Here is a 14435-nt window from a genome sequence, read left to right as displayed (position 1 = left end):
GCTCAAAGCGAGGGAAAAGACAGCACTTCGGCTTTTCCCGATCCTTCCCACAGCGATCCAGACCAAATTTGGCGAACGGTAAGGCGGCCAGTACGCGACTATCATATTATAATGGCTGTTATCCTTGTCACACCAGGATTCGTAGCTGTTTTCTATCTTTCAACCTTTAGATAGTAATTAATAGGAAGAAAAACTAACCAGAACAATACTTCGATTCTGAAATTAAGCGCGCGGTGCCCGTAACGCCGATTGATTTCGCCCCTGAATGACCAGTAAAGTTTACTGAATTTAGCAAATTCGGTTTCTTTGCTGAAAAGCGAACAATATCAGTGACACGCGGCCACTTTTTGTTTAAACTTTAAAGTATAGTCAAACCATTCGAACGACAGGGGATGTTACCGCCATGCTGGATAATTTATTAGCGGTTATTCAAGAAGAAAATTTATCGGAACAGCTCTACCATAGCCTGGTGGGCCTAGAAGTTGAGAAACAGCGCATTGATCAGCATGGGCGGTTGAGTCGGCGACCACATCCTAGCAAGTTCGGTTCGCGGACCTTTCATCCGTATTTTCAAACGGACTTTACCGAGAGTCAGTTAGAGGTGATTACGGATCCCAATCCCAACATTGGGGGAACATTGGACCAACTCGACACCCTCCAAACGGTGGCCTATCGCACCTTAGAGGGGGACGATCGAATCTGGCCGCTGAGCATGCCACCCGTCATGGATGAGACGGATCTCCAATTTATTGCGGGCCACTTCGATCGGCCGGCCATTAAGCCTTACCGGGAGTACTTAGTGAAGAAGTATGGTTTACAGCATGGTTGCCTAACCGGGGTTCACGTGAACTACAGCATTCCCGATCCCGTGATTCACCGGTTGTTCAGCCATTATACGGCCGAGTTTGACTCGATCGTCGCCTTCAAGAACGCGCTGTACTTCCGAATTGCACAGAATTTTGTGCGGAATCAATGGCTACTGACCTACCTCTTTGGGGCGAGTCCCATTGCCGAAAAAGGGTTCTTCGACCCAGTGCCACCGGAACTTAAACATCCTGTTCGGAGTATTCGCAACAGTCGCTTTGGCTTCGTGAACCGACCGGAAGAGCAGGTCACGTACACGTCCTTGACGCAGCACTTGGCACAGATTCAGCAGCGCATAGACGCTGGCACCTATTTCTCGGCCCACGAGTTTTACGGGCCGGTACGGTTGAAGGGACAGGCCAATGCGCAGGACTTTCTGACCGGCGGCATTCGCTATCTAGAGCTGCGAGACTTTGACAATACGCCATTGGCCCGTAACGGAATCAGTCGGCATGCCTTGTATTTCTTGAAGATTTTTATGATCTACCTGATTACCCAACCCCTGCCGGCCAATCGCGTGCGCGAACTTCTCGCGACGGGGCGCCAACGGAATCAAATCGTGGCGCTGGAAGATCCGTTGACGCCCACGCAATTCCAGGCTAATGGGCAGCGGATCTTTCGGGAAATGCGAGCCATGGCCGATCAACTGCAGGCACACAACGAGCAGTGGGTGGCCATCGATGACCTGGAGGAGGTCCTCATGCATCCCGAGTTGACGCCTGCCGCCAAACTCGTGGCGCACATTGACCAGGGGAGTCTCATGGCGTATGGGCAACGCGTGGCGCGACGGTGGTATCATGACCGAATCTCGGCGGATCAACTGTTGCCTCAGTTTCCTCGGCTGACCGAAACGACGCAGCGACTCATTCTCACGGCGCTACAGTTAGGTATCAAGTTCTATCAGGTCAGAGACGAGGACGGGGAGGACATGTTCATGTTTACCTTCGACGGCATCACCCAAATCCTACAAGAGCGAGATACCCACGGGAAGACACCAGAAAAGCTGTTGCGACGACTGTTTCCCGATCTGCCCCAATTACCACCGCCGTTAGATTACGGGCAATCCCAGAAATAAAAAAAGTTTTGGTAATAAAATTGCAAATTTTGCGTTTAATCGTGAAAAATGTTTTCATTTTTTAAACCAGTCATAGCGGTGTTCCGTGCCGGTTATGCGACGTCCACGAGTCGTTTGTGGACGTTTTTTTGCGCGCTTTCTGAAAATGAATGGCTTCACAAATCGCCAAAAGGCCCTTGAAAGCCTTTTAGTTTTATGATAATGTAAACGATGTCGCTTGACGTAAAACGGTTTACATACGATTTCTAGTCAACTAATTTGTCATCAGAGTTAGCCGGAAAGGGCTGAACGGATCAAATAGCTGAAAAGGGTTGCACGTGTACCAATGATCAATTTAGTTAAAAAGGAGAAATAATCTGATGAAAAAGACGACCGTTATTAATTCCGAACTGTCTACGGTAATTGCCGGCATGGGCCACATGGACTGGCTCAGTATCGGTGACGCCGGGATGCCTGTTCCCATGGGGACCAAGAAGATTGACTTGGCTTTGACCAAGCAATTACCAAGTTTCCAAGATGTCTTGAAGAATATCTTGGCTGAACTCGAAGTCCAAAAGATTTACTTGGCCGAGGAAATCAAGACGCAAAACCCAGAACAATTGGCCGCTATCAAGGACTTGATGCCCAATGTTGAAATTGAATACATGCCCCACAGCCAGTTGAAGAAGGACTTGGCCCAAACGCATGCCTTCGTTCGGACGGGTGAAATGACCCCATTCTCTAACATCATTTTGGAATCTGGCGTCACGTTCTAAAGCATTTTTTAGCACTCATAAAACGTTTTACTTAAATTCAAAATAAAGGAGTCTTTACCATGCAAGCAGTTGAATCGAAGCACGGTTGGACCCAGCTGGCCGATGGCTATCTGAGCAAAACCCCGCTTTTCCAATTTATCCTGGTGTCCCTGATCTTTCCATTGTGGGGGACGGCCGCTAGTTTAAACGATATTTTAATCACCCAGTTCAAGACGGTCTTCATGCTAAACGATGCCGCTACGGCATTCGTTCAAAGTGCCTTCTACGGTGGTTACTTCTTAATTGCCATTCCAGCCTCATTAATCATTAAAAAGAACAGTTATAAATTTGCTATTATGACCGGGCTGATCTTCTACATCGTGGGTTGTGGGTTATTCTTCCCAGCTTCTCACTTAGCCACTTACAGTATGTTCTTAGTCGCGATCTTCGCGATTGCTATTGGGCTGAGTTTCCTGGAAACCTCCTGTGATACTTACAGTTCCATGCTGGGACCGAAAGCTAACGCCACGATGCGGCTAAACTTCTCCCAGACCTTGGTACCGCTTGGCGATATCATGGGGATCGTCTTAGGAAAGTACCTGATCTTCGGTTCCGTGGACAACCTGGCCACCAAGATGTCCACCATGCACGGTGCGGCTCGGTTGGCTTACGGCGAAAAGATGCTCCAACTGACGTTACGTCCTTACAAGTACATCCTGATTGTGCTGATCGTGATGTTCATCATCTTCGCCTTATCCCCAATGCCTCGTGCCAAGGCCACGAAGACGGTTGAAGGGTCCGATGAGGCCGTTGAAGATCGTCCTAGCTTAGGCGAAACGATCAAGTACTTGTCCCACAACAAGCGTTACATGAAGGGTGTTTTAACCCAATTCTTCTACGCTGGTTTACAGACGACGGTTTGGTCCTTCACGATTCGTTTGGCACTGAACTTGAACCATCAGATCACCGATAGTGCCGCTTCAACCTTCATGATCTACAGCTACATTGCGTGGTTCGTCGGTAAGCTGGTCGCTAACGTCTTCATGAGTAAGTTCTCCATCACCGGGGTACTGACGTGGTTCTCCCTGTTAGGGACGTTATCTCTGGTCGTGACCTTTACGATTCCTAGCATGGTTGCCGTTTACACGGCGATCTTGACCAGTTTCTTCTTCGGTCCAGAATGGCCAACGATTTACACCCATACGTTGGATGCCATCGACGAAAAGCGTTACACCGAAACCGGTGGGGCGATCATCGTTATGGCGTTGATTGGTGGGGCGATTATCCCAGCCATCCAAGGCCTCGTTTCAGATGCTTCTGGTTCAATGCAATTCTCATTCGTTGTCCCAACCATCTGCTACGCCTTGATCACGCTGTACTTCTTCTTGGAAAACCGTTTCGAAAAGAAGCACCCAGAAGAAATGCAAGAACACTAAATCCAAGTTTATCAGTTAACATTAGCCAGTCGGTCTCTCTACCGACTGGCTTTTTTCTACTCATTATTAAGTACCTAAAGGTTGAAAGATAGAAAATAGCTAGGATTCCTGGTGTGACAAGGACAGCAACCATTATAATATGATAGTCGCGTGCTGGCCGCCTTACCATTCGCCAAATTTGGTCTGGAGCGCTGTGGGAAGGATCGGGAAAAGCCAAAGTGCTGTCTTTTCCCTCGCTTTGAGCCGTCAGACCGCGTCTAAAAGCAACCAAAAAGCCGTTAGCTGGGGGTGTCCCTCGCTAACGGCTAGGTGTTTAAATTTTAGTTAGTCGGCTTGATGCTGCCGGCGGCGTTGGTGAATAAAGTAAATCGGTAAACCTACCAGCGTTAAGGCCAATCCCGTAACGGCTAAGCCAATCTCTGTGACCAACGTGGTGACGACGATAAAGATACCGCCGACTAGGGCAATCAGGGGCACTACCGGGAAGCCCGGTACCTTGTAAGGCCGAATGAGTTCCGGTTCGCGTTTTCGCAGGACGAAGATGGCAACGAAGATTAGGCAGTTGAAGAGCCACATGACGAAGACCAACATGTCGGTTAGAATATCGAAGCTCCCCATGAGCATCATCAGTAGGGCAATCACGAATTGCACGATACCGGCGAAATACGGCACGTACGTCCGGCGAGAGAGCCGACTGAAGTATTTCGACAGGGGGAGACTATCCTCGGTCGCCAGGGCGTAAGGCACCCGCATACCGGTCATGGTATAGCCGTTGATGGCGCCATAGACGGAGATGAGAATTCCAATCGTGACCAGTTTCCCGCCAAATTGACCAAAGAGCTTCATGGCTGCATCGGCCGCGGCGTTTTGATTCCCCGCAATCAGGTCAATGGGTAGCGTCCGCAAGAAGACCAGATTAATCAACGTGTAGACCACGGTGATCAGGGCCAATCCCAGGACAATGGCCCGTGGCAAGTCACGCTCTGGATGTTTCATCTCACCGGCGATATTGCCGATGTTGATCCAGCCATCGTACGCGAACATGGTGGCCAATAGGCTCGAGGCGAAGGCCCCGCCAAAGCCAATGTGATCCCCCGTCGTAATCGGCCAGAACTGAATAGTCGTGTGTGCCGGGGCGAAGAGCCCAAAGACCACGATAACGGCGATGGGAATTAACTTAAAAATCAGGGCAATGGATTGAACCCGTCCGCCGACCCGTGCACCCAGAAAGTTTAGACCAGTGAGACTCAGCCCACAAATGATCGCGATGGGTAGCTTCCAAGCGGTGTCCAGATGGAAGAGGTTCACGAACTGCACGCCAAAGATGATCGATAGGGCGGCAATGTTGGCCGGATAGTAGACCAACATCTGGGCCCAGCCCATCAAGAAGCCGACTGGTTTGCCATAGGTGTATTCCAGATAGCGCATGGCCCCCCCGGTTCGGGGAATGGCGGCGGCGAGTTCAGCACTCGTCAGGCCGGCACAGATGGTCAAGAGACCACCCAGGACCCAGGCGACCAAGGTCATGTTAGCGGAATGGTTGGCGGCCACCACGCTAGCGGTTTTGAAGAAGACCCCACCACCAATGACGGTTCCCATGACGGTGGCGAGGGCGGTAAACGTGCCGATTTCGCGGCGTAACTCCTTTGCCAAAGTAAAGACTCCTTTTTCTCTCAAATGCTTAGATTTAACCATTATAGCACGGAACCCGTTGATTCGTATGGCTTTGCGAGAGAATTTTCCGGAGTCGGGGGTGATTGGTCCCTTATGGTGAGGGCCACAGGCGGCTAAGGACGATGAAAACAAGAAAGGTCCCGATAATGACGGTCCCCAGAAGAAACCAGGAGTTGTCAATGATTCGTGAATGGCGCTGATAGAAGCTGGCGATCGCTTGGTGCTGGAAAATTTCTAGGCCTAAGAGACATAAGACCAGTAGAATGAGTAAGTTCATCGGAAGACTACCTTTCAAGTGGCCATGGTTAACAGCGATAAGTGAAGTCTAACAGATTGTCCACCGGTTGACAATTTAGAACACCCCATGAATTAATTTATAATAATAATTTAGCCCGAATTGACAACGATATCACGGCTTAAAATTAAGTTGTTGGTTGGTATGCGGTGAACCCGGCGCACAAAAAATAGTTGGCAAGCAAATGGTACGCATTGCCAACTATTTCCGGATATAGAAGTCATCTTACTTGCATTATTTTCCAAATCGATGGGGGGACTAATGAAAGGCCATATTTAGAATCAGGACAATCAGAATCCCGACGACTGAAATAATGGACTCCAAGACCGTCCAGATCCCCAGTGTTTGCTTGACCGTTAAGTCAAAATATTCCTTGAACATCCAGAATCCGGCATCGTTCACGTGAGAAGCGGCTAACGACCCAGCACCGATAGCGAGCACCATTAAAGCTGGATCGACGCCGGCCTGAGCCATCAGTGGGGCAACAATTCCGGCAGCGGTTAAGGCGGCCACGGTCGCAGACCCCAGGGCAACCCGGAGAACGACGGCAACCAACCAGCCGAGAATCAGGGGTGACATGCTGGAGTCAATAAAGATTTTGGCAACTTCTTTACCAACGCCACCGTCGATCAGAACTTGCTTGAAGGCGCCACCACCCCCGATAACCAGGAGCAGCATGGCGATGGACTTCACGGCGTTTTCAATCGACGCCATGATCTCTGAGGTCTTGCGATTTCGGCCCCAGCCCATGGTAAACATCGCGACAATCAGCGAGATGAGCATGGCAATCGCGGGGTCCCCAATTAAGGCGACAATCTGGTCAAGCATCGTGGGATTCTTGGTCGGCGTCGCACCGCCATCGACCGTCATCTTGTAGATGGTCGTGATGGCCATCAGGATTACGGGGAACAGGGAGGTCAAAACGGAGAGGCCGAAGCTTGGTGATTCGGACGGCTTGAACGTCTTGACTTCACCCAGCGAGGACAGATTACCCTTCCGCGCAAATGCCGCCGGGGCGAAGCGTTGCGCTAGCTTGGTGAACATTGGCCCGGCCACAATGGCACAGGGAATGGCGACAACTAACCCGAACAACAGGACTTTCCCGTCATTGGCGTTTAAGATGGCGGCAATGGCTACCGGCGCCGGGTGTGGCGGGAGAAAGCCGTGGGTCACGGACAAAGCGGCGGCCATGGAAATCCCCAGATAAAGAATCGGGACATCGGCCTCAATCGCAATGGCGAAGACGATTGGAATCAGCAGAACCATCCCAACTTCGAAGAAGAGCGCAATCCCCAGAATAAATGAAGCAAGCATAATGGCCATTTGCAGGCGTTTCTTCCCAAATTTATCGATCAGGGTGGTGGCAATAACGTAGGCCCCACCGGCGTCGGCGACCAGCCGACCCAGCATGGCACCAAATCCAAAGACCAGGGAGAGTTCGCCCAGTTGGCTCCCAATCCCGGCCTCAATAGTCGTGGCAATTTTTGTGAGATTCATCCCCAGCAGAATCGCCGTGAGGACGGAGGTTAAGATCAGGGAGACGAAAGTATTGATTTTAAACTTGATGATTAAAACCAATAAAAAAATGACCCCGATGACTAAAGCTATAAGTTCCATAAGGTAAGCCCTTTCATTTTTAGAATTTTGAAAAGCCGATGCATCAGCACCGGCTCTTCACTGTAAGCAAACATTATTGTACCTAATCCGTGACGAAAACGCCACCATAACGTTTCATAAATATGTTTGTTAGTTTGCTTACTTTCTGAAAATTTAAAGGACTCATTTATTTCTCTTTGGAAATATCAACATGGGTCCGTTGATATTCCGCAATGTTTTTGTATTCGGACTGTAGCTGCCGACTCAGGCGAATGTAGATAGGAACCAGCGCCCGGTAGGCACTGAACGTATCTGGGTTCGGGTGATGGACGTTGGCCACCCCGATGAAGTTCTTCACCACGTGGAGGTCATCGACCATGCCTAAGGCGTACATGCCCAAGGTTGCTGCCCCCAGGGCCGTTCCTTCAGGACTCTCTGGGATGGTGACGTCTTGTTCAAAGATGTCCGCCAACATTTGACGCCAGAGTGCCGAACGCGCGAAGCCACCGGTAGCTTGAATGCTGGATGGTTTGCCAACCACTTCTTCAAGCGCCAACATCACCGTATACAGGTTGTAGACGATGCCTTCCAAGGCGGCCCGGACCATGTGTGCCCGTGAGTGGGTCCGCGTCAGACCGAAGAAGGATCCCCGGGCATTGGCGTCCCAGATTGGGGCCCGTTCGCCACCCAAGAAGGGATGGAAGATCAGGCCATCGGAACCGGCGGGAATCTTTTCGGCAATTTCCGTCAAGAGGTCATACGTGTCCACGTGCATCTGTTCCGCCGTGATCTTTTCTGGGGCGAAGAGTTGGTCACGTACCCAACGGAAGACAATCCCCCCGTTGTTGACGGGGCCACCCACGACCCAGTGGCCTTTGGACAGGTAGTAACAGAAGACCCGGCCCTTGGGGTCAATCTTCGGCTTGTCGGTAACGACCCGAACGGCACCGGAAGTCCCAATCGTGACGGCCACGACACCAGGGTCGATGGCGTTCACGCCTAGGTTGGCCAGGGGACCATCGGAGGCGCCCATGACGAATGGCGTTTGCGGGTCCATGCCGACGACACCGGCATAGTCCGCCTTCATTCCGGTCACTTGATCAGTTGTGTCGACTAATTTCGGTAATTGGTCACGGGTAATCCCCGCAACTTCCAAGGCCTGGTCGTCCCAATCCATGTTGAAGATGTTGAAGAGCCCAGTTGCGTTAGCGATGGAGTAGTCTTCTTGGAGAACGCCGAATAACTTGTAAATCACGTATTCCTTGATTCCAACGAACCACCGTGCTTGCTTGAACAGGTCAGCCTTTTCGTGGCGCAACCAAATCAGTTTGCTCAGCGGCGTCATGGGGTGAATCGGGGTCCCGGTCTTTTCGTAGAGTTGTTTACCCACGCCATTCTCACGCAGTTCATCCGCGTATTTAACGGCCCGGTTATCGGCCCAGGTGATGGCCCGCGTCAATGGCTTGTGGTCCTTGTCTAATAGAATGAGGCTGTGCATGGCTGCGGAGAAGGAAACGCCGTGTAGATCGCCATTCTTTAGGTCGGCCTTCCGTAAAACAGTCGTCAGCCCATCGATGATCGCAGAAAAGATTTCTTCTGGATCTTCTTCGGCCATATCGGGTACATCCTGATAGAGGGGGTAAAGGTTGTTTGAATAACCCTGCATCTTACCAGCGGTATCGTAGAGAACGGTCTTAACACTGGTTGTGCCAATGTCGACCCCAATCATGTAGTCCATAGTGCTCTTCCTTTCATGGTGCCAAATTATTAAATGAAAAAAAACATCCTGCTTTGAACGATAACGCATCGGTGACCAGAACGCAACAACGAGGCGTTCCGACAGCTAACAAAGGTTAGTGACGTTACCAGCTCAGGGCACAAATGTAAAATTTCCGCCTCGCTTATTATATGAAAAGAAGTTTCACTTTTCAAGCGAAATGTTGTAAAATGTTTACAAAAGGTAATCTTTTAAAAATTGTTGGAAGGGGGCGGCGACTATCGCACGCTCAACCATTGGGAAAATTCGGGGGACGTATGATCAGTTGTCTCGAACGGAGAAGAAGGTGGCCCAGCTGGCCTTAGATAATCCAGCCGTGGTTAGCGAAATGACGATTAAGGAGTTGGCCAGTGCAACGGGGGTCTCTACCGCAACGATTTCGCGCTTCGTCAAACGAATGGACTATTCGAACTATCGGGAATTTACGATGGCCTTGGCCCACACCGCAGCCGAGATGACGCCGCAGCAAAATAGTTTTCCGGAACTGGCCGAAGGGGACTCACTCGCGACGATTGCGAACAAGACCTTTCGTTTTTCCATTAACTCTCTGCGAGCGACAAATGAAGCATTGAACGAAGATGACTTGGCTCGTGCGGTCATTAAAATTATTAACGCCAAGACCGTGGCGTTCTTCGGTTTAGGGGGCTCGGCGGTGGCGGCGTTGGATGGGTATCACAAGTTCTTGCGGACGCCGCTGAACGTGACCTACCATCCCGACTATGACATTCAGTTGATGCAGGCGGCCCGCATGACGGCTCAAGACTGTGCGATTGTGATTTCCCATTCAGGGCGGAATCACGAGACGTTGGAGATTGTTCGTGAGCTCAAACGAAACGGGGTGGCCATCATTGTGATTACCAGCTACAGTGGGTCTGAACTGGCCCAAGCGGCAGCGGTCACGTTCCTTTCACTGACGGACGAAGTGAAGTACCGTTCAGAGGGGATGTATTCGCTGATTTCGCAGATGACCATCCTCGACAGTCTTTTTATGATGACTGTCTTGCGCAGTTCTTCACGTACTAAACCGGTCTTAACTCGAGTCAGAGACGTTATTGAACAGACCCGCTACGATTCATAAGAGTCATGGTATAATAGACGGCATACCTCGGAAACAGTTGCGAGGATGCCGTCTTTATTTATAGACAGGCAACTTAAATTCTACGTAAGGGAGACGGGTGATCAACGGTGAAACGACGCGACTATCAACCGATCTATGATAATACGTTCCGCCATCGGCATCGTTCTCGCCGCTGGCTATTCGTGATGGTCTTACTGGTCATTCTAGTCGGTGGCGGCTGGGGCTGGTATCAGTGGGACGCGCATCAACGCGCGCAGGTTGCCAGCTACCCAGTACGTGGGGTGACGATTAACCAGGATAGTGGCTACCTGGATTTTCAACAGTTGGCCAAGCAAGAGACGTTTGCTTACCTGCAGGCCACCTCGGGTGCCACCTATACCGATGATGATTTTAGTGATAATTATTCCCGGTCACAGGGCGCCGACATTCAGATTGGGGTTGCCCATACCTTCAGTTTCACAACTTCGGCTAAACGTCAATATCAGCATTTCAAGACGACGGTGAAACGAAACTCTGGGACCTTACCAATTATGGTTGCGGTGAGTTATTACGGTAATTACAATAGTAGCAATACGGATATGGCGACGCAGGGGCAGAAGCTCAAGCGCCTGGTGAGTCTATTAAACCAGCAATATCATCAAGGCGTGGTGATCTTTGCCAGTAAGGCCGTCATCACCCAATTCGTGCGGCCAGTCTTGCCGCAACAGGATTATTGGACGGCCGGTGGCAAGCTGTCGGGCCATGCCCAGCAGGTGAAGCTCATTGAGTATGATGCGAATGGGACCATTACCCAAGATGGACAGGACTTTGCAGTGGCTAAGTCGGTGTTTAACGGTAATCAACGGGAATGGCATGCGTTTACCAAATAAGTGTTGAAGAAAAAATCTGGACAAAATGTCCGGATTTTTTAGTTTTCGGCGTAAGAAAAAAAGAGCCAAGACAGACGTCTCAACTCTAAATAGGTTCCCTCAGTGTCTGTCCACAGAACGCTAGTCCGCCGAGTCTAAGGGCTTCATGGCATAAGTACAGTCATCGGCTTCATCGAAAAAGGAAATTGGTTGACGTTCGTTGGCGTGGATCGTCAGGTGGTAGCCAAACTTATCTTGAAAGGTAAGTTGTGTGTCGTTTAGGTTCTTAACCGAAACCTGAAGCGGATGGTTATCGATCTGCACGTCAAGATTAGGACTAATTTCTAACCGGTGACGCCGCTGGTTATGGGGGTCAACAAACTGCCACGTTCCAACATAAAATAGTGGTGACTCACTGGGCTGGGCATGTTTCTTCTTTTTATTGCGCAACGAGAACCCACTAGTCAAACCAGCCATGAGTGAAATGCCAAATAATGCGATCTCCCGACCTTTCACCGGTAATCCCTCCCTTGAATTAGTAGTTACTCTCAATATAACATTTTTGGACAGAAAACACGCGCTTTTTCCCTTAGTTTTGGAAGAAATTTAATTCATTGCTATCGCTCGTGCGACCTGACTGTTAGAATAAAGTTAACGACAGATAATTGATGGAGGGATTGCAATGATTCGCATTGGAACTGTAGGAACGAACTGGATTACGCAACAATTGGTTGAGGCGGTTGCTTTATCGAAGCGGTACACGTTAGCCGGCGTCTTCTCGCGGCATGAGAATACCGCGACGGCGTTTGCTGACAAGAATCATGCCGAAAAGAGCTATACCGATTACGAGGCGATGCTTGATCAAGCGAATTTAGGTGTGGTTTACATTGCCTCACCCAATAGTTTACATTTCGAACAAGCAATGGCAGCCATTAAGCGTGATATTTCAATTATTGTGGAGAAGCCGGCCTTCAGTAATCGGCGTGAGATGGCCGCCATTATGGCGGAGTTAAACCAACATCCCAACGTGAAATACTTTGAAGCCGCCCGCCACGTGCATACGCCGAACTTTAAGGCGATTGCCAAGGCCTTGACCGCCTTGCCAACGGTGCAGGGGGCTGCTTTAACTTACATGAAGTATTCATCACGGTACGACAAGGTCTTGGACGGCGAGCAACCCAACGTGTTCACCAAGGAATTTTCCGGTGGAGCGTTACAGGACTTAGGGGTCTACCCCTTGTACCTGGCCATTGCACTGTTTGGCCAACCCGAAAATGTCGCCTTCTTCCCGACCATCATTGCGACCGGTGCCGATGGTAAGGGCTTGGCCGTTCTACGTTACGGCGACTTCGATGTGACCGTCAACTTTGGGAAGACCAGCAACTCGTATGCCTTGTCCGAAATCTATGGGTTGAAAGAAACCATCACGATTGATAGCGCGGGTGAATTAACGCACGTAGAAGAACGCGCTGCGGATGGCACGGCCACGGATCTGAGTTCAGCTGAGTTAGCGAACCCGATGTTACCTGAGGCCGAGGACTTTGCGCGAATCTTGGAAAATCCCGATGATGCGCAAAACGTTGCCGATTACCAACGGTGGCTTCAGTGGAGTCTGACGGTTAATCAAGTTCTGTTCGATCTGCGGGTCTCTGCGAACCTGAAGTTTCCTGCCGACCAACACTAGAAAGAGGAAAAAACATGTTAAAACAATTCGAGGCGCATTTTAAAGACTTGGGTTATACCGAACCGACCGCCATTCAAACGGCAGTCTATGAGCCGTTAGCGGGCGATCAGAACGTCCTAGGTCTCGCGCCAACCGGATCGGGGAAGACGGTGGCCTTCACCTTGCCGGCCCTGGCCAACCTGTTGCCTGGAGATGGCACCCAACTGATTGTGTTAGAACCGTCTCAGGAGCTGGCAATTCAGACCAGTCGCGTGATGCGTGACTGGGCTAAATTGCTGGACTTAAAGGTCGTGGCGTTGACCGGTGGTGCTAACGTTAAGCGGCAGACAGAACGGCTGAAGAAGCGGCCGGAGGTGGTCGTGGGTACGCCGGGACGCGTCCTGAACCTCGTGACCGACCGAAAGCTGAAGCTTCACCTCGTCTCGTTATTGATCGTGGATGAGGCCGATGATCTCCTGACGGGGGATACGCTGGACACGGTACGGTCGATTGCGCAAGATATGCCGGCCGACGTTCAACTGGGCTTCTTTTCCGCGACGGATACGCCAATCCTTCACGAACTGGATCAGTGGTTCGGCCAGACGGTGAACCGGATTGACGTCCGTCAAGAAGATCAAACGCAAGGCCCAGTTCGTCACGGGTTACTGCAGGTCGGGATGGGGAAACGTGACCAAATGCTCAAACGGCTACTGGCCATTCCAAATTTCCGCGCATTGGTCTTCTTCAAACAGGCCAATACCTTACGGCAAACGGCGACGCGCTTTTACCATGAGCATATGTCCGCGGCTAGCTTAACCAGTGATCTCCGGCAAGTTCAACGTGAGAAGGCCTTACAAGACTTTCGGTTGGGTCGGACGCGCTTATTGTTGACGACGGATGTTGCGGCACGGGGGTTAGATATTCCTAAGTTGCCGGCCGTGATCAACTACGATCTGCCAAGTTCCGTGAATGAATACGTTCACCGGGTTGGCCGGACGGGAAGAATGGGCGAACCGGGACAAGTGATTAGCCTGGGTGATGACCATGATCTACGAGATTTGAAGAAACTTTTAAAGGACACGGATTACGATCTCGTGCCGTTGTACTTTAGCGGTCGGACGCTGACAACTGAACGGCCAGCGGCGATTGTGCCGTCCCAGTCAGCAGTGCCTACCGTAACGCCAACGACGACGAAAGCGGTCGCTAAAGTGGACACGGCGAAGCACGAGGTTGCGACTACCCCCAACGTCACGACTGATGTGGCGACCACGCCCAAGCAACAACCGAATCCAAGTAAGAAAAAGAAGCATAAGAACCGTCACACGAAGAATAAGGGCATGCGTAAAAAGTGGCGTGATCGTGATGCCCAGCGATAATGGGACTTTAGAAATAAAA

Annotated in this window: 12 protein-coding genes; 7 read left to right on the top strand and 5 right to left on the bottom strand. The window is 50.7% G+C overall.

Annotated features, from left to right (window positions below):
* Positions 1 to 403: 403 nt before the first annotated feature.
* The 3 genes from HEQ50_RS09830 (at position 404) to fucP (ending at position 4109) form a co-directional block, all read left to right on the top strand.
* Entirely contained in the window at positions 404 to 1939 is a 1536-nt protein-coding gene (locus HEQ50_RS09830; protein ID WP_168900345.1) for a gamma-glutamylcysteine synthetase, read from the top strand.
* A 359-nt stretch (positions 1940 to 2298) separates the two neighbouring features.
* Complete coding sequence (gene rbsD, locus HEQ50_RS09825) at positions 2299 to 2694, top strand: D-ribose pyranase (protein WP_168900344.1); 396 nt, start codon at positions 2299 to 2301, stop codon at positions 2692 to 2694.
* 59 nt (positions 2695 to 2753) lie between these two features.
* On the top strand, positions 2754 to 4109 hold the full coding sequence (gene fucP, locus HEQ50_RS09820; RefSeq protein WP_168900343.1) for an L-fucose:H+ symporter permease: 1356 nt from the start codon (positions 2754 to 2756) through the stop codon (positions 4107 to 4109).
* A gap of 324 nt (positions 4110 to 4433) precedes the next feature.
* Here the strand turns inward: fucP and HEQ50_RS09815 are convergent, their stop codons facing one another.
* The 4 genes from HEQ50_RS09815 to gntK all read right to left on the bottom strand — a co-directional run bounded on the left by HEQ50_RS09815 (position 4434) and on the right by gntK (position 9412).
* Positions 4434 to 5804: an APC family permease gene (locus HEQ50_RS09815; RefSeq protein WP_168900342.1), complete on the bottom strand. Its 1371-nt coding sequence runs from the start codon at positions 5802 to 5804 to the stop codon at positions 4434 to 4436.
* 70 nt (positions 5805 to 5874) lie between these two features.
* A complete protein-coding gene (locus tag HEQ50_RS09810; RefSeq protein WP_168900341.1) occupies positions 5875 to 6060 on the bottom strand; it encodes a hypothetical protein in 186 nt (61 codons plus the stop codon).
* Between the two features lie 276 nt (positions 6061 to 6336).
* On the bottom strand, positions 6337 to 7695 hold the full coding sequence (locus HEQ50_RS09805) for a gluconate:H+ symporter (protein WP_168900340.1): 1359 nt from the start codon (positions 7693 to 7695) through the stop codon (positions 6337 to 6339).
* Between the two features lie 166 nt (positions 7696 to 7861).
* A complete protein-coding gene (gene gntK / locus HEQ50_RS09800) occupies positions 7862 to 9412 on the bottom strand; it encodes a gluconokinase (RefSeq protein ID WP_168900339.1) in 1551 nt (516 codons plus the stop codon).
* Between the two features lie 304 nt (positions 9413 to 9716).
* On the opposite strand from gntK, the gene HEQ50_RS09795 reads away from it, so the two are divergent.
* Positions 9717 to 10529, top strand: a complete 813-nt coding sequence (locus tag HEQ50_RS09795; protein WP_211089303.1) for a MurR/RpiR family transcriptional regulator — start codon at positions 9717 to 9719, stop codon at positions 10527 to 10529.
* A gap of 107 nt (positions 10530 to 10636) precedes the next feature.
* Positions 10637 to 11398 carry a GH25 family lysozyme gene (locus tag HEQ50_RS09790; protein WP_168900338.1) on the top strand — a complete coding sequence of 254 codons (762 nt, stop codon included), beginning with the start codon at positions 10637 to 10639 and terminating at the stop codon, positions 11396 to 11398.
* Between the two features lie 120 nt (positions 11399 to 11518).
* Here HEQ50_RS09790 and HEQ50_RS09785 read toward each other — a convergent pair whose 3' ends face one another.
* Complete coding sequence (locus HEQ50_RS09785) at positions 11519 to 11893, bottom strand: DUF4828 domain-containing protein (protein WP_168900337.1); 375 nt, start codon at positions 11891 to 11893, stop codon at positions 11519 to 11521.
* A 166-nt stretch (positions 11894 to 12059) separates the two neighbouring features.
* On the opposite strand from HEQ50_RS09785, the gene HEQ50_RS09780 reads away from it, so the two are divergent.
* Together HEQ50_RS09780 and HEQ50_RS09775 are read left to right on the top strand one after the other, a co-directional pair.
* A complete protein-coding gene (locus HEQ50_RS09780) occupies positions 12060 to 13061 on the top strand; it encodes a Gfo/Idh/MocA family protein (RefSeq protein ID WP_168900336.1) in 1002 nt (333 codons plus the stop codon).
* A gap of 14 nt (positions 13062 to 13075) precedes the next feature.
* A complete protein-coding gene (locus tag HEQ50_RS09775; RefSeq protein ID WP_168900335.1) occupies positions 13076 to 14416 on the top strand; it encodes a DEAD/DEAH box helicase in 1341 nt (446 codons plus the stop codon).
* The last annotated feature ends 19 nt before the right edge of the window (positions 14417 to 14435 follow it).

This window comes from Lactobacillus sp. HBUAS51381, from assembly GCF_012641095.1.
Taxonomy (GTDB): Bacteria; Bacillota; Bacilli; order Lactobacillales; family Lactobacillaceae; genus Levilactobacillus.
The sequence above is the reverse complement of the archived record's forward strand: the minus strand, read 5'-3'. Positions and strand labels throughout refer to the sequence as shown.

Excerpts from the sequence above, each read along its gene's own strand:
- HEQ50_RS09830 (WP_168900345.1), top strand. The coding sequence starts at position 404 with ATGCTGGATAATTTATTAGCGGTTATTCAAGAAGAAAATTTATCGGAA.
- rbsD (WP_168900344.1), top strand. The coding sequence starts at position 2,299 with ATGAAAAAGACGACCGTTATTAATTCCGAACTGTCTACGGTAATTGCC.
- HEQ50_RS09810 (WP_168900341.1), bottom strand. The coding sequence starts at position 6,060 with ATGAACTTACTCATTCTACTGGTCTTATGTCTCTTAGGCCTAGAAATT.
- fucP (WP_168900343.1), top strand. The coding sequence starts at position 2,754 with ATGCAAGCAGTTGAATCGAAGCACGGTTGGACCCAGCTGGCCGATGGC.
- gntK (WP_168900339.1), bottom strand. The coding sequence starts at position 9,412 with ATGGACTACATGATTGGGGTCGACATTGGCACAACCAGTGTTAAGACC.
- HEQ50_RS09805 (WP_168900340.1), bottom strand. The coding sequence starts at position 7,695 with ATGGAACTTATAGCTTTAGTCATCGGGGTCATTTTTTTATTGGTTTTA.
- HEQ50_RS09815 (WP_168900342.1), bottom strand. The coding sequence starts at position 5,804 with ATGGTTAAATCTAAGCATTTGAGAGAAAAAGGAGTCTTTACTTTGGCA.
- HEQ50_RS09775 (WP_168900335.1), top strand. The coding sequence starts at position 13,076 with ATGTTAAAACAATTCGAGGCGCATTTTAAAGACTTGGGTTATACCGAA.
- HEQ50_RS09780 (WP_168900336.1), top strand. The coding sequence starts at position 12,060 with ATGATTCGCATTGGAACTGTAGGAACGAACTGGATTACGCAACAATTG.